This window comes from Sphingomonas mali NBRC 15500 (assembly GCF_001598415.1).
Taxonomy (GTDB): Bacteria; Pseudomonadota; Alphaproteobacteria; order Sphingomonadales; family Sphingomonadaceae; genus Sphingomonas; species Sphingomonas mali.
This window is the reverse complement of record NZ_BCYX01000053.1, coordinates 1-25,580: the sequence shown is the minus strand read 5'-3', so window position 1 is coordinate 25,580 and position 25,580 is coordinate 1. Positions and strand designations below refer to the sequence as shown.

20 protein-coding genes are annotated in these 25,580 nt (G+C 65.5%); 8 read left to right on the top strand and 12 right to left on the bottom strand.

Going from position 1 to position 25,580, the window contains the following annotated elements; all coding sequences use genetic code 11:
- Positions 1-103: 103 nt before the first annotated feature.
- The 3 genes from mmsB (at position 104) to SMA01S_RS21545 (ending at position 3,581) form a co-directional block, all read left to right on the top strand.
- Positions 104-991 (top strand): 3-hydroxyisobutyrate dehydrogenase, encoded by an 888-nt coding sequence (gene mmsB / locus SMA01S_RS21555; protein WP_066827197.1) that lies wholly within the window; start codon positions 104-106, stop codon positions 989-991.
- Entirely contained in the window at positions 988-1,455 is a 468-nt protein-coding gene (locus SMA01S_RS21550; protein ID WP_066827196.1) for a GreA/GreB family elongation factor, read from the top strand. The genes mmsB and SMA01S_RS21550 overlap by 4 nt, the downstream gene beginning before the upstream one ends.
- Before the next feature lie 179 nt (positions 1,456-1,634).
- Complete coding sequence (locus tag SMA01S_RS21545; RefSeq protein WP_066827195.1) at positions 1,635-3,581, top strand: M1 family metallopeptidase; 1,947 nt, start codon at positions 1,635-1,637, stop codon at positions 3,579-3,581.
- Between the two features lie 104 nt (positions 3,582-3,685).
- Here the strand turns inward: SMA01S_RS21545 and SMA01S_RS21540 are convergent, their stop codons facing one another.
- Positions 3,686-5,644 carry an AAA family ATPase gene (locus SMA01S_RS21540; RefSeq protein WP_066827193.1) on the bottom strand — a complete coding sequence of 653 codons (1,959 nt, stop codon included), beginning with the start codon at positions 5,642-5,644 and terminating at the stop codon, positions 3,686-3,688.
- Positions 5,645-5,951: 307 nt separating this feature from the next.
- On the opposite strand from SMA01S_RS21540, the gene SMA01S_RS21535 reads away from it, so the two are divergent.
- Positions 5,952-7,544 (top strand): MFS transporter, encoded by a 1,593-nt coding sequence (locus tag SMA01S_RS21535; protein WP_066827191.1) that lies wholly within the window; start codon positions 5,952-5,954, stop codon positions 7,542-7,544.
- Between the two features lie 47 nt (positions 7,545-7,591).
- Entirely contained in the window at positions 7,592-8,620 is a 1,029-nt protein-coding gene (locus SMA01S_RS21530) for an alanine racemase (RefSeq protein ID WP_066827189.1), read from the top strand.
- Positions 8,621-8,718: 98 nt separating this feature from the next.
- On the opposite strand, the gene SMA01S_RS21525 is transcribed toward SMA01S_RS21530, so the two are convergent.
- The 3 genes from SMA01S_RS21525 to SMA01S_RS21515 all read right to left on the bottom strand — a co-directional run bounded on the left by SMA01S_RS21525 (position 8,719) and on the right by SMA01S_RS21515 (position 14,374).
- The gene (locus SMA01S_RS21525) at positions 8,719-11,934 is read right to left on the bottom strand and encodes a TonB-dependent receptor domain-containing protein (RefSeq protein WP_084250497.1); all 3,216 of its coding nucleotides are present in this window, start codon (positions 11,932-11,934) and stop codon (positions 8,719-8,721) included.
- A gap of 195 nt (positions 11,935-12,129) precedes the next feature.
- Positions 12,130-13,302, bottom strand: coding sequence for an acetyl-CoA C-acetyltransferase (locus SMA01S_RS21520; RefSeq protein WP_066827185.1), 1,173 nt, complete (start codon positions 13,300-13,302; stop codon positions 12,130-12,132).
- A 40-nt stretch (positions 13,303-13,342) separates the two neighbouring features.
- Complete coding sequence (locus SMA01S_RS21515) at positions 13,343-14,374, bottom strand: alpha/beta hydrolase (RefSeq protein ID WP_066827183.1); 1,032 nt, start codon at positions 14,372-14,374, stop codon at positions 13,343-13,345.
- 43 nt (positions 14,375-14,417) lie between these two features.
- Here SMA01S_RS21515 and phaR point away from each other — a divergent pair, with 43 nt between their 5' ends.
- Both phaR and SMA01S_RS21505 read left to right on the top strand, forming a co-directional pair.
- Positions 14,418-14,972, top strand: coding sequence for a polyhydroxyalkanoate synthesis repressor PhaR (gene phaR / locus SMA01S_RS21510; RefSeq protein ID WP_066827181.1), 555 nt, complete (start codon positions 14,418-14,420; stop codon positions 14,970-14,972).
- Positions 14,973-14,975: 3 nt separating this feature from the next.
- Positions 14,976-15,173 (top strand): hypothetical protein, encoded by a 198-nt coding sequence (locus SMA01S_RS21505; protein WP_066827179.1) that lies wholly within the window; start codon positions 14,976-14,978, stop codon positions 15,171-15,173.
- On the opposite strand, the gene SMA01S_RS21500 is transcribed toward SMA01S_RS21505, so the two are convergent.
- The 3 genes from SMA01S_RS21500 to SMA01S_RS21490 form a co-directional block, all read right to left on the bottom strand.
- The gene (locus SMA01S_RS21500) at positions 15,142-16,611 is read right to left on the bottom strand and encodes an ArnT family glycosyltransferase (protein WP_066827175.1); all 1,470 of its coding nucleotides are present in this window, start codon (positions 16,609-16,611) and stop codon (positions 15,142-15,144) included. The two genes, SMA01S_RS21505 and SMA01S_RS21500, sit on opposite strands and share 32 nt — an antisense overlap.
- A 35-nt stretch (positions 16,612-16,646) precedes the next feature.
- Positions 16,647-17,843: an aspartyl protease family protein gene (locus tag SMA01S_RS21495; protein WP_245649378.1), complete on the bottom strand. Its 1,197-nt coding sequence runs from the start codon at positions 17,841-17,843 to the stop codon at positions 16,647-16,649.
- A gap of 94 nt (positions 17,844-17,937) precedes the next feature.
- Positions 17,938-19,464, bottom strand: coding sequence for a TadA family conjugal transfer-associated ATPase (locus SMA01S_RS21490; protein ID WP_066827173.1), 1,527 nt, complete (start codon positions 19,462-19,464; stop codon positions 17,938-17,940).
- Positions 19,465-19,574: 110 nt separating this feature from the next.
- On the opposite strand from SMA01S_RS21490, the gene SMA01S_RS21485 reads away from it, so the two are divergent.
- A complete protein-coding gene (locus tag SMA01S_RS21485; protein ID WP_066827170.1) occupies positions 19,575-20,021 on the top strand; it encodes a DUF6265 family protein in 447 nt (148 codons plus the stop codon).
- A 186-nt stretch (positions 20,022-20,207) separates the two neighbouring features.
- Here the strand turns inward: SMA01S_RS21485 and SMA01S_RS21480 are convergent, their stop codons facing one another.
- From SMA01S_RS21480 to SMA01S_RS21460, 5 genes are all read right to left on the bottom strand, one after another.
- Positions 20,208-20,459, bottom strand: a complete 252-nt coding sequence (locus SMA01S_RS21480) for an ATP synthase F1 subunit epsilon (protein ID WP_066827168.1) — start codon at positions 20,457-20,459, stop codon at positions 20,208-20,210.
- A gap of 187 nt (positions 20,460-20,646) precedes the next feature.
- Positions 20,647-22,089, bottom strand: coding sequence for a F0F1 ATP synthase subunit beta (atpD, locus tag SMA01S_RS21475; protein ID WP_066827198.1), 1,443 nt, complete (start codon positions 22,087-22,089; stop codon positions 20,647-20,649).
- A gap of 191 nt (positions 22,090-22,280) precedes the next feature.
- Positions 22,281-23,162 (bottom strand): F0F1 ATP synthase subunit gamma, encoded by an 882-nt coding sequence (locus SMA01S_RS21470; RefSeq protein WP_066827167.1) that lies wholly within the window; start codon positions 23,160-23,162, stop codon positions 22,281-22,283.
- 168 nt (positions 23,163-23,330) lie between these two features.
- The gene (gene atpA / locus SMA01S_RS21465) at positions 23,331-24,860 is read right to left on the bottom strand and encodes a F0F1 ATP synthase subunit alpha (protein WP_066827165.1); all 1,530 of its coding nucleotides are present in this window, start codon (positions 24,858-24,860) and stop codon (positions 23,331-23,333) included.
- Positions 24,861-24,871: 11 nt separating this feature from the next.
- Entirely contained in the window at positions 24,872-25,426 is a 555-nt protein-coding gene (locus tag SMA01S_RS21460; RefSeq protein WP_066827163.1) for a F0F1 ATP synthase subunit delta, read from the bottom strand.
- Positions 25,427-25,580 lie beyond the last annotated feature (154 nt).

Here is a 25,580-nt window from a genome sequence, read left to right as displayed (position 1 = left end):
GCGGCTCGCTCGACCTCTCTCCCAACCTTCGCTAGGCGGCGGAGCCGCCAAGCTTCGGTATCCCTCTCCCCTTCCAGGGGCGAGGGTGGGAAAGGACAGAATAATGGCACGCGTCGCATTCATCGGGCTGGGCAATATGGGCGGCGGGATGGCCGCTAACCTGGCGAAGAAGGGGCACGACGTGCGCGCCTTCGATCTGTCGGCCGAGGCGCTCGACAAGGCGAAGGCGGCGGGTTGCCTGCCTGCGGCGAGCGCAGCCGACGCGGTCGACGGGGCCGAGGCGGTGGTTACGATGCTGCCGGCGGGCAAGCATGTCGAAAGCGTCTATGATGAGGCGATCCTGGGCACCGCGCCGGTCTCGGCGATCCTGATCGATTGCTCGACGATCGACGTTGCCACCGCCAAGCGCGTCGGTGAGGCCGCGCAGGCCAAGGGCTATGCAGCGGTCGACGCGCCGGTGTCGGGCGGAATCGCCGCGGCCAATGCCGGCACCCTGACCTTCATGGTCGGCGGTTCTGCCGAGGCATTCGACCGTGCGCAGCCTTTCCTCGCCGACATGGGCAAGGCGGTGATCCACGCCGGCGCGTCGGGCGCGGGCCAAGCGGCCAAGATCTGCAACAATATGGTACTCGGCGCCGAGATGATCGCGACGTGCGAAGCCTTCGTGCTCGCCGACAAGCTCGGCCTCGATCCGCAGAAATTCTTCGACATCGCCAGCGTCAGTTCGGGCCAGAGCTGGTCGCTGACCAGCTACGCGCCCTGGCCTGGCGTCGGGCCGGAGACGCCCGCCGACCGCGACTATCAAGGCGGCTTTGCGACCGCGCTGATGCTCAAGGATCTGCGGCTGGCGATGGAAGCCGCGGCCTCGGTCGATGCCGACACGCCGATGGGAGCGAAGGCGGCCGAACTCTATCAGGCGTTCAACGATGCCGGGAATGGCGGGCTCGATTTCTCGGCGATCATCCGGTTGCTGGGCAAGGACCGGCAATGAGCGTCGCGTTCCGCCGCGAAAGCGATGAGGAGCATAAGGAACCGCGCTTCGAACTGCCGATTCCGGCGGGGCCGAATCTGGTCACTGAAGGCGGGCCTGCGCTGATCGACGCCCGTATCGCCGCGCTCGAGGCCGAGCAGGTCGATGCCGATGAGGCGCGCCGCGAGGAGATCGCGCGCGACCTGCGCTACTGGCACACACGCCGAGTGACGGCGATCGTCGCGCCGGTGCCGCCGGCGGACGAGATCGCGTTCGGCTCGCGCGTGCGGATCGCGGTGGATGGCAGCGAGCGCGTTATCCGAATCGTCGGTGATGATGAAGCCGATCCGGCGGCGGGGCTGATCGCCTTTTCGGCGCCGCTCGCACGGGCGCTGACCGGCGCGATGGAGGGGGAGGTGGTGTCGCTTCCTGGCCGTCCAGATGCGGTCGAGGTGATCGAGATTTTGTCGGCGGCGGAAGCTTAAACCTGCCCTCACCCTTCCCACCCGGCTGCGCCGGGCGGGCCCCTTCCCTCTCCCGACGGAAGAGGGAGGGAGCGCCAAAGGCGCGGAAGGGTGAGGGCAGGTCGGTTCTATGGCGCTGGACAACCGCCGGTCATTGTGGCGGAAGGGCGAACCCTCCCAGGTCCAGGAGCCCCCCCTCCATGCCCACCCGGCTCGCCCGCCTTATCGGCCTCGCCCTGATCACCGCCGTGACCACCGCCGCCAGCGGATCCAGCTATCAGCCGCGCGAAACCTTCGCACCCTACGACATGGGTCAGGCGGTCGATGGCTATCGCGGCGGCGATGGTCTTCCCGGGCCCCATTACTGGCAGAACCGCGCCGATTATCAGATCCACGCGACGCTCGACCCCGCCGCGCATACGATCAGGGGTGAGGTGGCGATCACCTATACCAATGCCAGCCCGAGCGCGCTCGATGTGCTGTGGCTCCAGCTCGACCAGAACATCTACCGCCCGGGATCGCGCGGCAGCCTGGCGCAGGGTGGCGTGCCGCGCGGCAATACCGCGGGGATGACGCTCGACCAGGTGTCGGTGACGCTGGGCAAGGCCGCGGTGCCGGTGACGCCGGTGATCAGCGACACGCGTGCGCAACTTAAATTGCCGACCTCGCTCGCATCGGGCGGCAAGGCGGTTATCCACATCCGCTATCATTACGAAGTGCCCAGCGACGATTTCGGCGGGCGTACCGGCTGGCTGACCGCGAAGAATGGCGCGCCGATCTATTCGGTCGCGCAATGGTATCCGCGCATGGCGGTGTTCGACGATATCCGCGGCTGGGATCCCGCGCCCTATCTCGCGCAGGAATTCTACCTCGAATACGGCAATTTCGATTACTTCATCACCGTGCCCTCGGACATGATCGTGGCCGGGTCGGGCGAGCTGGTGAATCCGCAGGACGTGCTGACTCCGCAGCAGCAGGCGCGGCTGGCGGCGGCGCGGCGCAGCGACCGCACGGTGATGATCCGCGAGCCCGAACTCGTCGGCGACCCGACGACGCGGCCCAGGACCGGCCCGCTGACCTGGCATTTCCACATGGACAATAGCCGCGACGTCGCGTTCAGCGCGTCCTCGGCCTTCGCCTGGGACGCGGCGCGGATCAACCTGCCCGGAGGCAAGTCATCGCTCGCCATGTCCTTTTATCCGGCCGAGTCCGCCGGCCCAGACAAATGGGGCCGCTCGACCGAATATATGAAGGACGCGGTCGAGCGCTATTCGGCCAAATGGTACCCCTATCCCTGGCCCGCCGCGATCAACATCGCCGGTCCGGCATCGGGGATGGAATATCCCGGCATCGTGTTCGACGGCGTCGAGGACAAGGGCAAGGAGCTGTTCTGGATCAGCGCGCACGAAATCGGGCATAGCTGGTTCCCGATGATCGTCGGCTTCGACGAGCGCCGCAACGCGTGGATGGACGAAGGCTTCAACACCTTCATCGACACCTATGAATCGGACGAGTTCAACCACGGCGAGTACGCGCCCAAGCGCGATAGCGAATACGCGCCCGGCGGCGGCAATCCGGTCGACGAGATATTGCCGATCCTGGCCGATCCCGACGCCCCGCCGATCCTGTCGCGCGCCGACACCATCCCCGGCAAATATCGCCACCCGGTGACTTACTTCAAATCTGCACTCGGGCTGGTGCTGCTGCGTGAGCAGATCCTCGGCCCACAACGGTTCGATGCCGCCTTCCGTCGCTTCATCGCCGCCTGGGCGTTCAAGCATCCCAAGCCCGCCGACTTCTTCCGCACGATGGAGAGCGAGAGCGGCGAGGACCTGTCCTGGTGGTGGCGCGGCTGGTACGCGAACAACTGGCAGATGGATCTGGCGGTCGACGGTATCTCGACGACCAAGGACGGCACGCCGCTGGTTCGCGTCGTGTCGCGCGACAAGCTGATCATGCCGGCGACGCTGCGGGTGACCTATCGCGATGGCCGGACGTTAGACGTCGCGCTGCCGGCCGAGACGTGGATACGTCAGGCCGCGACCGATGTGGCGGTGCCGCGAGGCGATGTGGTCAAGGCGGAACTCGACCCGGATCACAAAATTCCGGACAAGGATCGCTCGAACAACGTCGCGACACGGAAGTAGCGAAGGTCGGCGGAGCGACAGTGAGTGCCGCTCCGCCACCGTCATTTACAACGCCTCCCCGGCCTTCGCCGGGGAAGCGTATGAGCGTGCGAGGGATCGGCTCGTCAAAAACCGATCCGCACACCACCTTCCGGCCGCGACGCCACTTCGCGCGCTACCAGCGCGACCAGCGCTTCCGGCTCGGGTCGGGCTTCGGCGAAGCGTAGGCCGCGCGCCACCACCGCGAGGTCGCCCGGCGTCACGCCATGCAATTGCGCCAGCGAGCGCGGTGCTGCCACGCCGAACGTCCGCTCGAACGCCTGCGCCGCGCGCGCCGGCGATAGCGCGCGTAGTTCCAGCTTGAACACGAATCGCCGCATCGCCGCCGGATCGAGCTTTGCGGCATGGTTGGTCGCCGCGACGAACGGCAAGGGATGCCGCTCGAACCAGGTCAGCAATTCGTTGACCTGGCTGACTTCCCAACTCGCTTGGGCATTGCCGCGATCGGCGAGGATCGAGTCGATCTCGTCGAACAGCAACACCGCCTCGTCCTCGCGTGCTTCGGCGAAGGCGTCGGCAATGTTTGCCTCGGTCCCGCCGACCCATTTGGACAACAGGTCCGACGCGCGTTTGACGATCAGCGGCCGGTCGAGCCGCTCGGCCAGATGATGCGCCAGCGCGGTCTTGCCGGTGCCGGGCGGTCCGGTCAGCAACAGCGAGAAGTCGCGCGGCGCCTCGGCGCGCGTGACGCGATCGAGCAATGCGGCGACGTCGATGTCCGACTCGACCAGCACTGGGTCGAACCGCGCGGCGCCTTCGATCGGGCGCAACGGTCCGGTCAGCGCGGTGACCAGGGACTCGGCAGCAGTCACCGCGTCGCCCCCGCCAAGCTTGGCCGATCGGATCGCGACGCGCGCGATGCTCGCGGCCTCCGGCGCGCGCGTGACCAGGGCGTCGAATGCCGGCGGCACCTCGACGCCCTCATCCGCCGCGATCCGCGCGAGCACTTGCCGCGCCGCGCGTGCCGACGGCTGCTTCATGTGCAGCACGAAGCTCATCCGCCGCAGGATCGCGGGATCGACATTGCCGATCGCGTTGCTGGTCCAGATCACCGGCAGCTGGTTGGTCTCGAGCATCCGGTTGACGAACACCTTGGACCCCTGCCGCCCGCGCATGAAGTCGCCGGGGCCGGGCGAAGCATCGCCGATCAGATCTTCGAACTCGTCGAACAACAGCACGGTGTTGCCACGCGCGGCAAATGCCCGCTGGCCCAGGTTGAGCGACCCGATGCGGTCAAACCGGCTCGGCTCCTCGCCATCGAAATCGTGTTCGCCGACCGCGAACAGGGCCGCGCCCGCCGCCGTCGCCAGGCTGCGCGCGAACTCGGTCTTGCCCGTTCCCGGCGGCCCGTGGATCAGGATGTTGACGCCAGGCGCCCGCGTCGCCGCAGCACCGCGCAGCAGGCCGACGAGCAAGTCGCTGAACTCGCGCGCCTGGGGAAAGGCATCGAGCGGCAGTGTCCCGTGCTGGCGAGCGCCTACCATCGCGGCGATGATCTCTTCGCCGTCGACGATGCCGCGATCGAGCAGCCGGTCGAACCGCCAGCTGGTCTCGATCCGCGACGCTTCCAGATGTTCGCGGCTGAACTCGAACAGCCCCAGCCGCATCACCGGACTGGTGCGCGCGGCGGATGCGTTGGTCGCGCCGGCTATCACGCCCAGCGTCGTCGCCATGTCGACCTGCGCCCGCGCCATTGCCCGCGCCAGCGCATGCGCGCGGGGCCGGCGTTCGAACACCAGCGCCAGCGTCAGTAGTTTCCGGTCGAACGCGTCAAGCTCGAGCAAGTCGCCAAGCGCCATGGCAAGATCGACCAGCGGGTCGGTCTCATCGGGCGCCGCCATCGCTTGCGCCACCGCAGCGTCCAGCCAGCGGATATCGGTCGGCACGCCTTCCACGGGCGCGCCGGTCAGCCAGGTCGCATTGGTCTCGGCCCATTCGGTCAGCGCGCGGCCGACCGTGACGGACCCTCTGTAAGTATCGATCAGGTGGCGCAACAGCGTCGCCACCAGGCGCAACTCGCCCATGACATCTCCTTCGTGCCGCACGCGCGCAAAGGCGCACGCCTGCGACAGCTCGTTCAGTGGTTGTGGAGATCGGCGCGCCCGATGCCCGCGGGCCGGCGCGCAGGGAAGTGCGCTAGGGCTGGCGCGGGACGCGGACGGAGCGGAGCCCCGTTATGATCTTGCGTCCAAACATTCATTGTCCTCACGTATCGGGCAGACTCGCCACCCGAGGCCGGGCCCGTTACGCCTGCGCGTCATTAACGTCAAGCATGCCGCTTGCCGCCGCCACGCGACTCGTTACACCGGCGGCAAACAAGGGGAATGATCGATGGCGACGGTAATGGCGGAAGAGTTGCGGCCCGATCCCAGCCCGTCCGACATCCGGCTGGTCATCGCGGCCTCGTCGCTCGGCACCGCGTTCGAGTGGTACGATTTCTTCATTTACGGCACGCTCGCCAAGATTATCGGCGCGGCGTTCTTCCCGGCGGGGAACGAGATCGTCCAGACGCTGCTCGCCTGGGCAGGGTTCGCGGTCGGCTTCGGCTTTCGTCCGCTGGGCGCGGTACTGTTCGGCTATCTCGGCGACAAGCTCGGGCGCAAATATACGTTTCTGGTCACCATCACGCTGATGGGCATCGCGACCGCCGGCGTCGGGCTGGTGCCGCCGGCCGCGCAGATCGGATTGTGGGCACCGGCTATCATCATCCTGTTGCGTGTGGCGCAGGGGCTGGCGCTGGGCGGCGAATATGGCGGCGCGGCCATCTATGTCGCCGAACATTCGCCACCCGGTAAGTCGGGCTTTTACACCAGTTTCATCCAAGCCTGTGTCGCGGGCGGCTTCATTCTCAGTCTTGCGGTCGTGCTGTTGACCAAGCTCGCCGTGACCGACGCGGCTTGGGCCGCCTGGGCATGGCGCTTTCCGTTCCTGTTCTCGCTGGTGTTGCTCGCGGTGTCCCTGTGGATGCGGCTCAAACTGAGCGAAAGCCCGGTGTTCAAGGCGATCAAGGACGCCGGTGAGACGGTCAAGAACCCGATCGTTTCCAGCTTCACCTATCCCGGCAATCTCAAGCGGCTGTTCGTCGCCTTGTTCGGGGTCGCCGCCGGCCTGACGGTGATCTGGTACACCGCATTGTTCTCGACCCTGTCCTTCCTGACGACGACGATGCGCGTCGAGGAGACCACCGCGCAATTGATCGTCGGCGTCGCCGGCGGCGCAGGATTGTTCTGGTTCATCTATTTCGGGCGGCTGTCCGATCGCGTCGGTCGCAAGGGACCGATCGTGATCGGTTATGCGGTGACCCTGGTCCTGCTGTTCCCGATCTTCTGGGTGATGGGCAGCGCTGCGAATCCTGCGCTTGCGCATGCCGCCAAGCGCGCGCCGGTGGTCGTCTCGGGCCCGCATTGCACCTATGATCCGTTCGCCGCGAAGCAGGTCGACCAATGCGGCCAGCTGCTCGACTATTTCTCCAAAAAGGGCATCGCCTATACCAAGGACACCACGCCCGCGATCGCGGTGATCATCGGGGGAGACGCGGTGCCCGATATCAGCCCGGCCGGGCTCGACGCGGCGCTCGCCGCCAATGGATACAAGCTCGACAAGGTGCGTCCGACGGCGATCGGGATCGCGGTCATCATCTTCGCGATGCTGGTGATGGGCGCCTTGGCGGGCGCGACCTATGGGCCGGTCGCCGCGCTGCTCGCCGAGATGTTTCCGGCGCGCATCCGCTACAGTTCGATGTCGATCCCCTATCATATCGGCACCGGTTATTTCGGCGGATTCCTGCCGTTCATCAGCCAATATATCGTCGCCAAGACCGGCGATCCCTATGCCGGGCTGTGGTATACTTGGGCAGTGGTGTTGATGGCGCTGCTGGTGTCGCTCTGGGGCCTGAAGTGGAAAGGCGACAAGCTTCCGGATTGACCCATCCGGGGGTGGCACGGCGCGCTGCCTCCCGCTAGGCAGCGCGGATGTTTGAGCTTCCTCTCCGCCTGCGTCGCGATGCCGACGCGCTTGTGGCCAATTGGCGCGCGCTGGCGCGACTGAGCGGGACCGCGGCGTGTGGCGCGGCGATCAAGGCCGACGGCTATGGGCTTGGTGCCGCGTGGGTCGCGGAGACGCTGGCCGCCGCCGGATGCCGCGACTTCTTCGTCGCCACCTGGGCCGAAGCCGCAGCGCTCGCGCCGCTCCAATTGCCCAACCTGTCGGTGTTCCATGGCGTGCGGGACGAGGACATGGAATTGGCGCTGTCGGGCATCGCGACGCCGGTGCTCAATACGGCCAGGCAGGCGGCGCGCTGGCGTGGTGCCGTCGGGCGCGCGTGCCATGTCATGCTCGATACCGGCATGAACCGGCTCGGGCTGGGCGAGGACGATCTCGCCGCCGGCGCCCTCGACGGGCTCGCGATCGACACGTTGATGAGCCATCTCGCCTCGGCCGATGAGGACAGTGCGCAGAATAGCGAGCAACGCGGTCGGTTCGTCGCGATGACCGAAAAGGTCGCGGCACAGCGGCTCAGTCTCGCCAATTCGGCCGGGATCGCGCTCGGGTCCGACTACGCCTTCAGCCTCACGCGCCCCGGCCTCGCGCTTTATGGCGGCGTTCCGCGGCCCGAGCTTGCCGGCGTCATCGCCCAGGTCGCGTTTCCCGAAGCGCAAGTGCTCCAGTGCCGTACGGTGCGAGCGGGAGAAGCGGTCGGGTACAACGCGACCTGGATCGCGCCGGCCGATACCGAAGTGGCGATCCTGAACTACGGCTATGCCGACGGCTATTTCCGGGGCTTTTCGGGACGGGGCGCCGCGCTACTCGGAGACGCTGTGTTGCCACTACTCGGCCGCGTATCGATGGACCTGATCGCGATCGACGTGACCGGGTATGATGTGGCCGAGGGCGACTGGCTGACGATCGATTTCGCCCTGCCGCGCGCCGCGGCGCAATCGGGCATGTCGCAATATGAGTTGCTGACCGGGATGGGATCACGGTTCGATCGGGTCGGTTGACCGGTCGGGCAACTGACGCTGCCTGCGACGGGTCCGCAATCCCCAAAAAGAAGGGCCGCCTCTTGCGAGACGGCCCCTTTTTATTTGTCTTTGCCCGCTTAGCGGAACTTGAGCTTGAAGCCGGCGTAGAAGAAGCGGCCGACGTTGTCGTAGATCGAGCTGCCCGCACCAGTACCGGTCAGCAAGAACGGCGGCTTGGTATCGAACAAATTATCGACGCCAGCATAGAACTCATACTTCTTGCTGATTGTCGCGCCCAGCCGGACGTTGTGATACCATGTGGCCGGGTACCAGACCTCGGCAGTGAGATCGGCGTTCGTCGGCGGCTTGCCGTTGAACGAGTGCTGCGCCTCATAAGTGCCGATCGTCATCTTGCCGATATAACGCGCCTGATACCGCAGGCTAAACCCACCCTGTGTCTCGTATGCGACAGACGCCTGCGCCTCGAACTGCGGATCGCCGAGTTCGCTCAACTGACGATCCGGAGTGTTCGGATTGACCGGATCGAGATAGTTGGTTTTCTCGAACACATAGGTCCCGATACCGCGAAGTGACAAACGACCGCCCAGGACGGTGCGGGTATAGGACAAGTCAGCGTCCAGACCGCGAGTCTGCTGCCGAGCGAAGTTAACCGGGCCCGACGAACCGACATAAGGCGTCGCGAATTCGTGGGTGGTTGAGTCACGCGGATTGAGCAGCGCGCAATATTGGTTGCTCAGCGACGGCGCATCGTAGCACTGATTGAGAATTGTCTGCAGACCCAGCGACTGGATTAGACTCTTCACGTTGATATTGTAGTAATCGAACGTCAGCACGAGACCAGGCGCGAAGCGCGGTGTGATGACCGCACCGTAGGTCCAGCTGTTCGACGTCTCGGCCGTCAGCTGCGAGTTGCCGCCGTCAAGAAAGCTGAGCGTCTGAGTACGCGCCGGGGTGTTGACGAACCCGACCGGGACACCAGCAGCTGCACAATTGGCCTTGCGGTTCGTACTGCCGCCCGTACCATTGTTGATGTTGGCGATGTCGCAGGGATCGCCAACCGAGGCGAAGTTCTGTGACAACGGCGAAAACAGATCGCTCTGGGTCGGCGCACGCACCGACTTCGAATAACCTGCACGGAACCGGATATCCCTGACCGGTGCCCAGATTCCCGATACGTTATAGGTCCATACCGTGCCGGTTGCCGTGTTGTAGTCCGATACGCGACCGGCGCCGGCGATCGTCAACTCCTGCGCAAACGGCAGGTCCTTGAGAATCGGGATGTTGATTTCCGCAAACGCTTCTTTGACCTCTAAGGCCGGTGGCAGGAACGGCTGGATCGCGTTGAGGAAGGTGCCGCCTGACTGTGTAAGAGCGTCATATACCGAGCGTGCGGTTTCCCGACGGTATTCGGTGCCGATGTTGAACGCGACTGGACCACCCGGCAACGAGAAGAGTTGCGAAAGATCGCCGGTGAGGTTCGCCGTGATGTCCAGCTCGGTAGCGCGCTCGACGCGGGTTGCGGTCGTGTTGATGAACTTCAATGCGGCGGCCGACGGTGCTCCGCTGCCGAACAGGTTGATCGGCACGCAGTCCGGACGAACGTTGCCGCCCGCACCTGCGTTGATCCCGCAGATGACCTTCTGTCCGTTTGCGCCGGTGGCGAAGTTGCTGCCGGTAAAGCCGGCCGGCGCCACCACGGCGTCTTCCGCAAGCAGGAAGCCGTCAAGGTTGCCGTTGAGATCGAACAACTTGAGGTTGTTCAACGACGTCATGTGTGTGTCGAGCTGCCCATAATTGACCGCCACTTCGTAGCGCCAGTCCTCATTGAACGTGCCTTCGACGCCGCCGACGATACGGAAGGTATCGCGACGATGCAGTTCGCCGCGGCCGCCGAAGTCGACGTTGAAGCGGCTAAGCGTCAGCAGGCCGGTCGCCGGGTTGGCGCAACGGCCGATCGACTGCAGCGTTTGCAGCGCCTGATTGCTCAGGAACGGATTGTTGCACCGCAGTTCCTTGATCGCCGCGAACTGGTCGTCGGTGGTCGCGAAGAACCCAGCCAGCGAGCCCTGGAAGAAGCTCGGCTGGCCTTCCTGATTGGCGTTGATGCGGACAAACTTTGCTTCGACGAACGGCTTGAATGCCGGCGAAACGTCGAAATGCGCCAACAGGCTAACCGAGATGCGCTCGAGCGCCGGATCGAGCTGGCCAGTGTTGTTCAGCGTCGAGCCAAGGCCGCCCACGGTGTTCGAGCTGATGCCGTTGGTGATGTCGCGGAAATCGATCGCCGGCTGACTGAGCGCCAGCGAACCGTCCGGCATGAACATGTAGCGCTCGGCGTTGTTCGCCGACGCTCCGGTTACCCGGCTGGCGCGGCACCTACCGGCCAGAATGCTACCGGCTGCTGGGCCACCGGCCGCCGTGCTGGGGCAGATCGCGGTCAACTCGCCGCCGTCCGAGATCGTGCCGTTGCGAACGCCCCTGTAGAAATGCTGGTCGATGATGCCGTTCGAGCCGCTGGTACCATCGAGCGTCGTGTCCGAATCGGTGTTGAACTGGTTGCGGCCGCTGAACGCCCCAGTCAGATAGTCGCGATCGGTCAGGTAGAGTGCGTTGTTCTTCGAATATTCGGCAGCGACAGCGATGTTGCCCCGGCCACCGGCAAAGTTCGTACCGGCAGCGATCGACCCGAAGTAGCTGCCACGGTCGCCTCGCGACGAAATGCCACCCTGGCCCGAGATTTTGATGCCGGTGAAGTTACGCTTCATAACGAAATTGACGACGCCGGCGACCGCGTCCGAGCCATAAACGGCCGAGCTGCCGCCGGTGACGATGTCGACACGTTCCAGCAAGTCATCCGGAATGGTATTGGTGTCGACCAGATAGTCGCCCGGCGATGCCGTGACGTGACGGCGGCCGTTAACCAACACCAGGGTGCGGGCGGTGCCCAAGCCGCGAAGATCGAGCAGATTGAGGCCCGAGGTTCCGATGAATCGGGTCGAGTTGGCCTGGCTGAACGTCGAGCGCAGCGCCGGGAGGTTATTGAGCGCGTCACCGACGTTGAGTTGGCCGTTGGAAAGCAGATCCTCGGCGGTGACCGTCGTTATCGGAACGGGCGACGACAGGGTCGGGCGAGCAATGCGCGAGCCCGTGATGATAATCTCATCCTTGTTCGGCTTGCCGTCGTCAGTAGCGGTGGCTTGAGGATCGGTCTGCGGCGCGGTGGCCGGGACTGGAGTTGCATTAGGCGTGTCGGACTTTGCCTGGGCGACTGCCGGCAATGCCGCCAGAACGCCAACAAGCGCTGTTGCGCCTAGGAAACGCTGTAGGTTCATAGTTGAAGGCCCCTTGTCAACGAGGTCTAGATGCCTCGGTTCGACGATAGAACCCTTCCGGCCTCATTCATGCAAGGTTCAGCATCCCACCACCCTCAGCGTTTTCAGGGCGGCGTGGTAAATCTGCAACGTCACATGGCGAAGATTACGCCTCCGTATCGGATTGTGTAATTTAAGAACCTTGTTGTGTGCTGCTCACCGCTCGACGCACATCGCAATCCCCATCCCGCCGCCGATGCAGAGCGTCGCCAGGCCCTTTTTCGCGTCGCGCTTGGCCATTTCGTACAGCAATGTGGTCAGTACGCGCGCGCCCGATGCACCGATCGGGTGGCCGATCGCGATCGCGCCGCCATTGACGTTGACCTTGTCGGGATCCCAGCCGAGCTCCTTGCCGACCGACAGCGCCTGCGCGGCGAAGGCTTCATTGGCCTCGATCAGGTCGAGATCGGCGATCGACCAGCCGGCCTTTTCCAGCGCGCGGCGCGTCGCCGGCACCGGGCCGATGCCCATGATCGAGGGGTCGACCCCGGCCGATGCCCAGCTTGCGATCCGCGCCAGCACCGGCGCCCCGCGCTTCGCCGCCTCGTCAGCCGACATCACCACCAGCGCCGCCGCGCCGTCGTTCAGGCCCGAGGCATTGGCCGCGGTCACGGTGCCGTCCTTCTTGAACGCGGGACGCACGCCCGACACGCTATCGATCGTCACGCCGGCGCGGATATATTCGTCGTCGGCGACGACCGTGTCGCCCTTGCGCCCCTTGATCGTCACCGGGACGATCTCGTCGCGGAACCGGCCCGACGAGCGTGCGGCATCGGCCAGATTCTGCGAGCGGACCGAGAACTGGTCCTGCATCTCGCGGGTGATCTGATATTGCTCGGCCAAGTTCTCGGCCGTGATACCCATGTGATAACCGTTGAAGACGTCGGTCAGGCCGTCGCGGATCATCGTGTCGATCAGCTCGAGCGTCCCCATTTTCTGCCCGGCGCGGATGGTCTGGGCATGCGCGCTCAGCGACATCGATTCCTGTCCGCCCGCGACGACGATCCGCGCGTCGCCCGTCGCGACAGCCTGCGCCGCCAGCGCCACCGTCCGCAGGCCGGATCCGCACACCTGATTGACTCCCCAGGCGGGGATTTCCTTGGGCACGCCGGCGGCCATCGATGCCTGGCGCGCCGGGTTCTGGCCCTGGGCGGCGGTCAGCACCTGGCCCAGGATAACTTCCGACACTTCCTCGCCAGCGACCCCCGCCTGCGCCAGTGCCGCCTCGATCGCGATGCGGCCAAGCTCGTGCGCCGGCGTCCCGCCGAACGCGCCCATGAAGCTGCCGACCGGCGTGCGCTTGGCGGCGGTGATGACGATGTCGGTCATGGAGACTCCGATTGAGAAAGGGTGTGAGTTCGCAGGCTATCTAGGCGTGCTTAAGCCAGTCCGCTAGCGGCTCCCACAATTGAACTTTAGACCTCCCGCCCACGATCATGCCGACATGCCCGGCACCCAGGTCGCGGCGGTCGGTCAGGTCGGCCGCGCTTTCCTTGGGGACGATGCGGTCGCTCAGCGAGACGAACTCGACCGCGGGGCAGGGCAAAGCGTGCGGGTCGACCGTGCGACCCGCGACGATCCAGCCGCCCTTGCCGGTTAGATCATCGCCGACGAAGTCCTCGAACAATTGTCGACCGGCGGCATAGGGCAACGGCGCGCCGGCATTCGCCCAATCCTCCAGGGCGATGAAGCCGTTCCAGGCAGGACTGCCCGGCTCCATCCGCCCGAACGCTTCGTACTTGCTGATCGTTCGCGCCGGATCGAGGCGCCAGAATCCGGTCTGCAGCACTTCCATGGGGACCAGCCCCATCGCTTCGCAGGCCGGCTTGGCCGCCTGCCACAGTCCATCGATCGCCGCGCGCCCGTCGCCGAAGCCAGTGAAATGCCAGGGCGTGGCGATCAACGCGAGCCCGGCGACGCCGCCAGCCGCCGCGGCACTCAGGGCTAACGTTCCCCCCAGGCAATAGCCGACCAGCAGCGGCGGTTCGTCGAACCTGGCGATCAGTGGCAACAGGATGCGCTCGACATGCGCGGTCACGTCCATCGCGCGATCGGCCGGTGACGGCTCGCCCCAATCCAGCAGATAGGGATGCAGTCCCTGTTCGCTGCACCAGCGCAGCAAAGAATTTTGCGGCGCAAGGTCGAGGATGAAGGGCGGGTTGATCAACGACGGCACGAAGATCACGTTGCGACCGCTTCCGCCATAATCGCGCAATCTTGCCCGGCCGACCTTGAAACGCGTTGGTGCAGGTCGTTTTTTCCGCGCTCGCGGCGCTTGCTGATAGGCCTTCAACCCGGCCAGGGCGGCGGCGCGGCGGTCGGGCGATGCTGCGGTCTCTTCGCGCAGCATGTCGAGGAACAACGGTAATGGACGCGGTCCATGTTGCGGTGCGTCATGCATTGATGGTACAGCTGCGACAAATCATTGGAGGGGCGTTCCCATCATGAAGAAGCAGGCGGCCACTGACGGCCCGGTGATCATCAAGAAATACGCCAATCGTCGACTCTATAATACCGAAAGCTCGTCCTACATCACGCTCGACCATCTCGCCGCGATGACGCGCGAAGGGCGCGATTTCAAGGTCGTCGACGCCAAAACCGATGAGGATATCACGCACAACGTGCTGACCCAGATCATCATGGAAGAGGAAGCGCGCGGTCAGACGATGCTGCCGGTCAATTTCCTCCGCCAGCTGATCGCGATGTACGGCGATTCGATGCAGGCATTCGTGCCGAGCTATCTCGAAGCGTCGATGGACAGCTTCCGCCGCAATCAGGAACAGTTCAAATCGGCGGTCGAGGGCGCGTTCGCCAACTCGCCCTTTGCCGAGATCGCCAAGCGCAACATGGCGATGTTCGAAGCCGCGACCTCGGCGTTCAAGCCGCAGGCGGGCATGGGCGCTGCTCCGGCGAAGCCAGCGGAAGGCGACGACGACGTCTCCGCGCTCAAGGCCGAATTGGCCCGTCTGCAGGAAAAGATCGACAAGCTCGGCCACTAGGCATTGGGCTTTTCGCCGAAACAGATTGCGGAGGCAGTCGCCGCTGCGCTGGCGCTGACCGCGCTAATCGCGGGGGTTATCGATTGGCGTCACCGCAAGCGCGATAATCTCGATCGTGTATCGTTGCTCGACTGGCGCAATATCCAGGTATTCGCGCTGATCAGCGCGATCATTGCCGCGGCGGTGGCGTTCCAATTGTAGCCGGTACATCGCGAGCGGGCAGGTCGCGGCGCAGGTAGACCAGGGTGCGATAGTCGGCGCGCGGCACGCTGTAGATCACGCGATAGCCGCCAAGCGCTGCCTTCAGCGCGGCTAGGCTGCCCGGGTTCCAGATGTTTAGGAGCCGCGTCGAGGTGACGATCACCGGCGGCCGCGTCGCGAGGATGCGCCGGACCTCCGCTGCCTCGTCGATCCCGGTCGCCCCTTGCTCGGTGGTATAGGCCAACAGGTTCGGAAAGGCGTAGCGCGTCGGCAGGCATGTCCCGGCGAGCTCGTAGGTGAAGGTGTCGCCGATAAAGACATAGGGGCAGCCGCCATGGCTGTTCGCCTTGACCAGCGCCGCCACCGCATAGGCGCCTTCGCCATCGTTGCTCTTGATCCCGCGCTCGACGACGTTGAGCAACAGCCCGAGCGCCAGCGTGGCGATGAGCAATCGCGACGACCGGCCCAGCCCGCGCGCCGCGACCACCGCGACCGGCGCGACCAGCGGCAAGGCGTAGTGGTCGAAGAATGTGCCGATCAACAGGAACCCGCCGCCGGCGGCCGCCAGCCAGCCGAACCCGATCAGCGCTTCCTCGCGGCGCTCGGCGCGGGGCCGCCACGCCCAGGCGATCGCCGCCGACACGATCAATGGCGACAAGGTCGCGACGATGCCGAGCAGCCGCATCGCCAATTGGTCGGCCGGATAGCCCGCGCGCAGGAAGATCGAGGTGACGTTGGCGAACCAGAAGGCATCGAAGGCCTGCGGGCCGAGGTGCCAATAATATGCGCCGATCGCCAAGGTCGGCGCCAGCCCCGCCACCACCCACAGCAACGCCGCGCCTACGAGCATTGCCCAGCCTGCGCGGGCTCGGCGCAGATACCAGAGATGGGCGCAGCCGATGAACGCGCCCTCGATCGCCGGCGTGTATTTGGTCTGGATGGCGAGGCCGCCGAGCAGGCAGGCGGCCGCTCCCCAGGCGACGATCGCGCGCGTCGCGCCCGCACGCGCGCGATCGGGCAAGTGGAGTGCGATCAGCGCCGCGCCGGCGACGAACAGATTGTAGAAGACCGGCGATTGCCCGCCCCGCCCGCCCAGCAACGGCAACCAGACCAGATACGCCGCGCCCGCCGCCAGCGCGCCCGTCCGGCTCGCCCCCGTCCGCAACGCCGCGCGCCACACGATATAGGCGGTCGCGGCGGCGAACAGGCTCGCGACCAATTGATAGGCGATCACGCCGTCGCCGGGCAGCAGGCGCATCGCAGCATAGAGCAGGAACAGCCCGACCGGTTTGCGGTCCCAGATATCGATATAGGGCAATGCGCCATGCAACATGCGGTCGCCGACCAGCAGATAATATTGCTCGTCGACATGGATGACCGGATTGCCGAAATCCCAGGCGCGCAAGGCGAGCGCGACGACCGCGAGCACCGCCGCCATCTGCCAAGCCCTGAGACGATCCAACCCGCCTGCGCTCAATAGAAGCGCTCCAGCGTCAGCTTGCGCTCGCCGCCGCCGCACATGCCCAGCCGCACGATTCGGCCCGGATCGGCGACCGACCAGGTCGAGATCGGCTCGCTGGCGTAATTGGCGGTGATCGGCTGGCCATCCACGCTGCAAATCTGGTCGCCTGCCTGCCATCCGGCGCTGGCCGCCGGGCTGCCGCGCATGACGTGGAGCACGCGCAGGCGATCGCTATAGAATCCGAGCAGCAATCCGCTGGTCGACCGCAGCGGGGGGCGGTCGACATCGCTACCGGCCGCCATCACCATCCGGCCCGCGCCGGGATCGAGCAGCACGCGATAACGCTGCAGATAGCCCAGCCCGATCCGCCCCGCGGCGCCCATCTGTGCCGAAAAGCCGCGGCCTGGCTCGATTCGCGCTTCGGCCTCGCGCACCATCGTCTCGCCGACGCGGACCGCGGGCAGCACCGTCAGCTCGGACGTGACCGGTCCGGCGATGCTGTACGAAATGGTGGTGGTCGTGGTCGGCTTGACGCCGCCGACCGATTTCCATGCCTCGTCCGACATGGTGATCGTCGCGCCGTCGCCGGTGTCGACGATCATCGGGCGCAGCCGAGTGCCGTCGATCGACATTTCGCTGACATAGAATTGATCGCGCAGCGCCATCGAAAGTGGCGCGGTCTGGCCGGCAAAGGGCAGGCGGCCGCTTGGCAGCAGGCGAAAACGCTGCGCGGCGAAATCGATGTCGAGCGCGTAGCGGCGCAACAGGTCGCTGCCGATCACCGCGTCGATCGTCGCACCGTTGCCGGTGGCGCCGCCGGGCAAGTCGAGCACACCGAGCCGTCCGCCGCTGCGCGTCAGGCCGCCGATCGCCAGGATGCGTCCGTTGATCTGGCCCATCGCGACCGTGCCGCCGATGCCGACGCCTTCGCCGCCGCCCGATACCTTCAGCCCGGCGCGGCTGGCGAACCGCCGCGAAACGACCGACAGGCTGAACCCGGTGTCGAGGATCGCCGTGACCGGACGGCCATCGACCGTCATCCGAAACTGGATCTGGTTGCCCGGCGTGAGGTCGAACGGCACCCATTGCGCCTCGGTATCGCGCGAGAGCACGACGCGTTCGGCCGGCGGTTCGGGCATGGCTGGGGCCATCGCTCCGCCCAAGGGCAAGGCGGCGAACATCAGCAAGGGCAGCATGCGGCGGCGCATGGTCCCCGCTTATACCTGTCGCGACCCCACGGATACGGGGTAAAACGCCTATTAACCGCGTTGTTAGCGGTTCAGCGGTGCCGCGAGCCGAAACTCAGAGGCAGGCTTCGAGGAACGCCTGGTCGAACCCGAACTGGCGCGCCTTTTCCAGTGTATAGGGGCGCAATCCCATGGCGCGATATTCGCCGATGATCTTACCGTCGGCCGATTCGCTCTGATATTCGAACTTGAAGAGTTCCTGCGTCACGATGACCGGCCCTTCCATGCCGATCACCTCGGTGATGTTGGTCACGCGGCGGCTGCCGTCGCGCAGGCGCTTCACCTGGACGATCATGTCGACCGAATCGGCGATCTGGCGGCTGATCGCTTCCTTGGGGATCTTGATGTCGCCCATCAGCACCATGTTCTCCATACGGCCCAGGCATTCGCGCGGGGAGTTGGAGTGGAGCGTACACATCGACCCATCGTGACCGGTGTTCATCGCGGCGAGCAGGTCAAAACATTCCGACCCGCGAATTTCGCCGAGGATGATGCGGTCCGGGCGCATACGCAGCGCGTTCTTGACCAGGTCGCGGATGGTGATCTCGCCCTGGCCTTCGAGGTTGGCGGGGCGGGTTTCGAGCGGCAGCCAGTGCGGCTGCTGCAGCCGGAGCTCGGCCGCGTCCTCGATCGTCAGCACGCGCTCGCCCGGGTCGATCATCTTCGACAAAGCATTGAGCATCGTCGTCTTACCCGAGCCGGTACCGCCCGAGATGACAACGTTGAACCGGCACGCGCCCGCGATCTTCAGCGCGGTCGCCATTTTCTGCGACATCGAGCCGAAGCTCGCCATCATGTCGAGCGTGATCGGCTTGTTGGAGAATTTACGAATCGAGATCGCGGTGCCGCGCAGGCTGAGCGGCGGAACGATCACGTTGACGCGGCTGCCGTCCTTGAGGCGGGCGTCGGCCAGCGGCGTGGTCTGGTCGACGCGGCGGCCGACCGAGTTGCAGATGCGCTGCGCGATCTGGAACAGATGTTCCTCGTCGCGGAACTGGATCGGTGCGATCTCCAGCCGGCCCTTGCGTTCGATGAACGTCTGGTTGGGGCCATTGACCATGATATCGCTGATATCGGGGTCGGCGATCAGCTCTTCCAACGGGCCCAGGCCGAGCAATTCGTCGACCAGCACCTTTTCGAGCGCGAATTGCTCGCGGCGGTTGAGCGTCAGCTTGAGCTCGGCGAGCACCTCGCCGATGATCGGGCGGAATTCCTCGGCCAGCTCGTCCTTGTTGAGCGTGGCGGCGGCTTCGGGATCGACGCGTTCGAGCAGGCGCGGCAGCACCTGTTCCTTGATTTTGTGGACGGAAGCTTCGAAGCCCTCGGCTTTCGCACCGGCGGCGTCGCCGCTCGAATTCTGGCGCTCGGTAAGGCGCGCCATCGCATCGGCGTTGCTGCCCGGCACGTTGCCCGTGGGCTGGTCCGACTCCGATTCGTCGGTTGGAAGCGGCGGAAACTGCTCGGCGGCATCCGGAGCGGCCTGCGCGGCGCCCCCCGCACCTTGCATTGGACGTGCGACACCGAACGCCGGCCTTGCGGCTGGCCCGGTGCCCATTCCACTACGGCGCCCGAACGCGCTCATGCCCCTCGATCCTTCATGGTCAGGTCCGGTTCGTACGGGCTAAGCTTTGACAATTTCCTAACCACGCGGATGCCGGGTTATGCTGGGATTGGCGACAAGGGGGGACGACGATGCGTCGGATGATCATGGCCGCATTGGCGCTGCTGGCGACGGGGGCCGGATCGGCGCCGGCGATGCCGGGCTGGCTCGCTGGATGCTGGAGCGAGCAGAAGGGACCCAATTGGACCGAGGAATGCTGGACCTCTCCGCGCGCCGGCAACATGCTGGGCAGTGGGCGTAATGGCCGCGGCGACGACCTCCGATCCTGGGAAACGATGCAGATCGAGCGTGGGGCAGACGGCAAGCTCGTCTTCTACGGCTCGCCCAAGGGCGCCCCGCGCGTCGCTTTTCCGGAACTATCGTCGGGGCCGCGCGAGATCGTCTTCGCCAACCCGCGGCACGATTATCCGCAACGCATCCGTTATTGGCGCGAGGGAATGGACCTGGCGGCGGAAACCAGCCTGATGGACGGGAGCAAGGCGTTCCGGTGGCGGTACAAGCGCCAGCTCGGCAGTTGAGGTTTTTCGATCTCAAGCAGCTTTGGGACGGCAAAAATAAAGGCGCCAGCTCTCGCCGACGCCGCTAAATTCCAGCTTAGGGATGTAGCGCCGCGGCAAAGCCGCGTCGTCGGTCCTCGCTCCGCGAGGCCGGCCGGGCTCGTCGCCGGGCGGGAAATAGCAGCGGCTATTTCCCTGCGCCGAGCCTTATCCCGCCTGTTCGGCCAGCACCGTCAGCCCGCTTGCCGACACCTCGGCGAAGCCCCCCTTGATCGGCACCAGTTCGGGCTCCGACTTGTCGGCGCGGTAGATCGCCAGATTGCCGTCGCGGATCGTCGACATGAAGGGCGCATGGCCTTCCAGCACGCCGAAATCGCCCTCGGTGCCCGGGACGACGACCTGATAGACTTCCTCTGAGCGGAGCAGCTTTTCGGGCGTGACGAGTTCGAAATGCAGCATTGCCTTATTCCTAAAACCCCTCTCCCGTCGGGAGAGGGTTGCGCAGACTTAGGCTCGTCAGAGCCTTAGTCGGAGCTGGGTGAGGGGATCGCCCCATCGAGAGCGGGTCCCCTCATCCAACTTCGGCTAGGCAGCAAGCTGCCAAGCCTTCGTATCCTTCTCCCTTGCGGAGAAGGTTTGCAGTAGCTTACGCCTCCGCGGCCATCTTTTCGGCCTTGGCGATCGCGCCGTCGATGCCGCCGACCATATAGAAGGCCGCTTCCGGCAGGTGATCATACTCGCCGTTCACCACTGCCTTGAACGAGCGGATCGTGTCTTCGATCTGGACGAACTCGCCCGGGATGTTGGTGAACACCTCGGCGACGTGGAACGGCTGGCTGAGGAAGCGCTGGATCTTGCGCGCGCGGCTGACCGTGAGCTTATCTTCTTCCGACAGCTCGTCCATGCCGAGGATGGCGATGATGTCCTGCAGCGACTTGTACTTCTGCAGGGTCGACTGGACGGCACGCGCGGTGTCGTAATGCTCCTGGCCGACGATGCGCGGTTCGAGCACGCGGCTGGTCGAATCGAGCGGATCGACCGCCGGATAGATGCCGAGTTCGGAAATCGCGCGGTTGAGCACGGTCGTCGCGTCCAAGTGGGCGAACGAGGTCGCCGGCGCCGGGTCGGTCAAGTCGTCCGCGGGGACGTACACGGCCTGGACCGAGGTGATCGAACCCTTGTTGGTCGAGGTGATGCGCTCCTGCAGCGCACCCATGTCGGTCGACAGGGTCGGCTGATAGCCCACCGCCGACGGGATGCGGCCGAGCAAAGCCGACACTTCCGCGCCCGCCTGGGTGAAGCGGAAGATGTTGTCGACGAAGAACAGCACGTCCTGGCCTTCGACGTCGCGGAAATATTCCGCGATGGTCAGGCCCGACAACGCGACGCGGGCACGCGCGCCCGGCGGCTCGTTCATCTGGCCATAGACCAGGGCGACCTTCGATCCCTCGCTGACGGCATTGCCGTCGGCGTCCTTGGCGATGACGCCCGCGTCGAGGAATTCGTGATAGAGGTCGTTGCCTTCACGCGTCCGCTCGCCGACGCCGGCGAACACCGAGGTGCCGCCATGGCCCTTGGCGATGTTGTTGATCAGTTCCTGGATCAGCACGGTCTTGCCGACGCCGGCGCCGCCGAACAGGCCGATCTTGCCGCCCTTGGCATAGGGCGCGAGCAGGTCGATGACCTTGATGCCGGTGACCAGGATCGAGCTCTCGGTCGACTGATCGACGAACAAAGGAGCGTCGGCGTGGATCGGCGCGGTCTGCGTGGCGTTGACCGGGCCGCGCTCGTCGATCGGCTCGCCGATGACGTTGAGGATGCGGCCGAGCGTGGCCGGGCCGACCGGCACGCGGATCTGCGAGCCGGTGTCGGTGACGTTCTGACCGCGGGTCAGGCCCTCGGTCGAGTCCATCGCGATCGTGCGGACGGTATTCTCGCCGAGATGCTGCGCGACTTCGAGGACCAGGCGGTTGCCGTTATTGTCGGTCTCGAGCGCCGAGAGGATCGCCGGCAGGCGGTCGGGGAAGGTCACGTCGACGACCGCGCCGATCACCTGGCTGATGACGCCGACATTGTTGGTCGTCGCGATCGGCGCCTGCGTGGTCGTCGTATCGGCCGGCGCGGCGGCCTTGCGCGGAGCGGCCGGCTTCTTGGCCGGAGCCTTGGTCTTGGGAGCAGCGGTTGCCATCGTGTCTACCTTCTTCCTCAATCGTCATCCCAGCGTAAGCCGGGATCTTATGCGGCTCGAGCCCCAGCGTGCTGAGGCGACGGCCTAGAAACTCAGAGCGCCTCGGCGCCCGAAATGATTTCCACCAGCTCGGTCGTAATCGCGGCCTGGCGGGCGCGGTTGTACTGGATCGACAGCCGCTTGATCAGGTCGCCGGCGTTGCGCGTGGCGTTGTCCATCGCGGTCATCTTGCTACCCTGCTCCGAGGCCGAATTCTCGCGGATCGCGCGGAACAGCTGGATCGCGACGTTGCGCGGCAGCAGGTCGGCAAGGATTTCCTCCTCATCCGGCTCGTAATCGACCGCGGCGCTGACGCCCGTCGTGTCGGCGGCGATCGCCGGGATCGACACCGGGATGATCTGCTGCTCGGTCGGTTCCTGCGTCAGCACCGATTTGAAGCGCGAATAGAACAGATGCGCGACATCGAACTCGCCCCCTTCGAACCGCGCGATCAGGTCGTCGGCATAGCCGTGCGCATCGGCGAAGCGCAATTTGTCGAGCGCGCCGGGTTCGATCGAGTGGATGAAGTCGTTGGGGTACAAGCGGTTGAGCACCGCACGGCCCTTCTTGCCGATGGTGTAGAACTTGACCGTCTTGCCCTGCGCGATCAGCTCGGCGGCGCGGCGCCGCGCCAGGCGGGCGATATTGGTGTTGAACGCGCCGGCCAGGCCCTTGTCCGACGTCGCGACGACGAACAGGTGAACCTGATCGCGGCCGGTGCCGGCCAGCAATTTGGGCGAGTTCGGGCCGACGGTCACCGTCGAGGCGAGGCTCGCCACGACCTTTTCCAGCCGCTCGGCATAGGGGCGGCCGGCCTCGGCCGCTTCCTGCGCGCGGCGCAGCTTGGCGGCGGCGACCATCTTCATCGCCTTGGTGATCTTCTGCGTCGACTTCACCGAGCCGATGCGGATCTTGAGGGCCTTAAGACTTGCCATCGTAACCTTCTCTGCCTCTCCCGCCTGCGGGAGAGGATACGGAGACTTGGCAGCTTGCTGCCTAGTCGGAGTTGGTGAGGGTCTTCCTTCTTCTTCTCGTCCATCCGCTTGGAAGAAGAAAGAAGACCCTCACCCAACCCTCTCCCGCAAGCGGGAGAGGGCTAGAACTTACGCAAACGTCTTCGCGAAGGCGTCGAGCGCGGCCTTGAGCTGGTCGCGGACGTCATCCTTCAGGTCCTTGCTGTCGCGGATCGACTTCAGGACGCCGGCATGGTTCGCGCGCATGTCGGCGAGCATCGCCGCTTCGTAGCGCACCACCGCCTCGACCGGAACGCTGTCGAGATAACCCTGCGTGCCCGCGAAGATCGACACCGTCTGCTCCTCGAACGGCAGCGGCGAGAATTGCGGCTGCTTCAGCAGCTCGGTCAGGCGCGCGCCGCGGTTGAGCAGCTTCTGGGTCGAGGCGTCGAGGTCCGAGCCGAACTGCGCGAAGGCCGCCATCTCGCGATACTGGGCGAGCTCGAGCTTGATCGAGCCCGACACCTTCTTCATCGCCTTGGTCTGCGCGGCCGAGCCGACGCGGCTGACCGACAGGCCGACGTTGATCGCCGGGCGGATGCCCGCGAAGAACAGGTCGGTTTCGAGGAAGATCTGGCCGTCGGTGATCGAGATCACGTTGGTCGGGATGTAGGCCGACACGTCGCCCGCCTGCGTCTCGATGATCGGCAGCGCGGTCAGCGATCCGCCGCCCATCGCGTCCGACATCTTGGCGGCGCGCTCGAGCAGGCGCGAGTGGAGATAGAAGACGTCGCCCGGATAGGCTTCGCGGCCCGGCGGGCGGCGCAGCAGCAGCGACATCTGGCGATAGGCGACCGCCTGCTTCGACAGATCGTCGAACACGATCAGCGCGTGCATGCCGTTGTCGCGGAAATACTCACCCATCGCGGTGCCGGTATAGGGCGCGAGGAACTGCAGCGGGGCGGGCTCCGACGCGGTGGCGGCGACCACGATCGAATATTCCATCGCGCCATTCTCGGTCAGCGTCTTGACGAGCTGTGCGACGGTCGAGCGCTTCTGGCCGACCGCGACATAGACGCAATACAGCTTCTTCGATTCGTCGTCGCCGGCATTGACCGTCTTCTGGTTGATGAAGGTGTCGATCGCGACGGCCGACTTGCCGGTCTGGCGGTCGCCGATGATCAGCTCGCGCTGGCCGCGGCCGACGGGAACGAGCGCGTCGATCGCCTTGAGGCCCGACTGCATCGGCTCGCTGACCGACTGGCGCGGGATGATGCCCGGCGCCTTCACTTCGACGCGGCTGCGCTTTTCGGCGACGATCGGGCCCTTGCCGTCGATCGGGTTGCCGAGGCCGTCCACGACGCGGCCGAGCAGGCCCTTGCCGACGGGGACGTCGACGATGGTGCCGGTCCGCTTGACGACGTCGCCTTCCTTGATCTCGGCGTCCGAGCCGAAGATCACGACGCCGACATTGTCGGCCTCGAGGTTGAGCGCCATGCCCTGCACGCCATTGGCGAACTCGACCATCTCGCCCGCCTGGACGTTGTCGAGGCCGTGGATGCGGGCGATGCCGTCACCGACGCTCAGCACCTGGCCGGTTTCCGAGACTTCTGCCTCGGTGCCGAAATTGGCGATCTGGTCCTTGATGACCTTCGAGATTTCTGCGGCGCGGATGTCCATGTTCTAAACCTTCAGCCTTTCATCGCGTGCGCGAGGGTATTGAGACGGGTACGGATCGAGGAATCGATCATCTGCGATCCGATACGAACGACCAGGCCGCCGAGCAGCGACTGGTCGACATTCAATTCAACGGCGACCTCGCGGCCGATCCGCTGGCGGAGCTGCTGCTTGAGCTCGCTTACCTGCGTGTCCGACAGCGGATGCGCGGACGTCACCTCGGCCGTGGTCTCACCGCGATAGCTCGCCGCCAGACCGCGGAACGCGCGGATGATCGCCGGCAACTGGCCGAGACGCCGGTTGTGCGCGAGCACGCCCAGGAAACTGGTGGTCGTCGCGTCGAGCTTCATCACACCGGCCACGGCGGCGATCGCCTTGGCGGCGTCGAGTCGGCCGATCAGCGGGCTGGTGGTCAGCGTCTTGAAGTCGGCCGATTCGGCCAGCGCCTGGCGGATCGTCGCCAGACTCGCTTCGACCGTGTCGATCGCCTTCGATTCGCGGGCGAGCTCGAACAGCGCGGTTGCGTACCGTCCGCCTAAGCTCGCTTGAATACCGCCGGATTGCTCCACGCGATGATGGTCCTTTTCAAAAGGGTATGTGGCCCCATACGAAAAGAGGGCAGCCCTGAGGCGCCCTCTATGGGTTGGCGCGCGGTTAGCATCGGGGGGCTGGGGATGCAACCCGGTGCTTTAGGATGAGGTGCCGATAGCCCTCTCCCGCTTG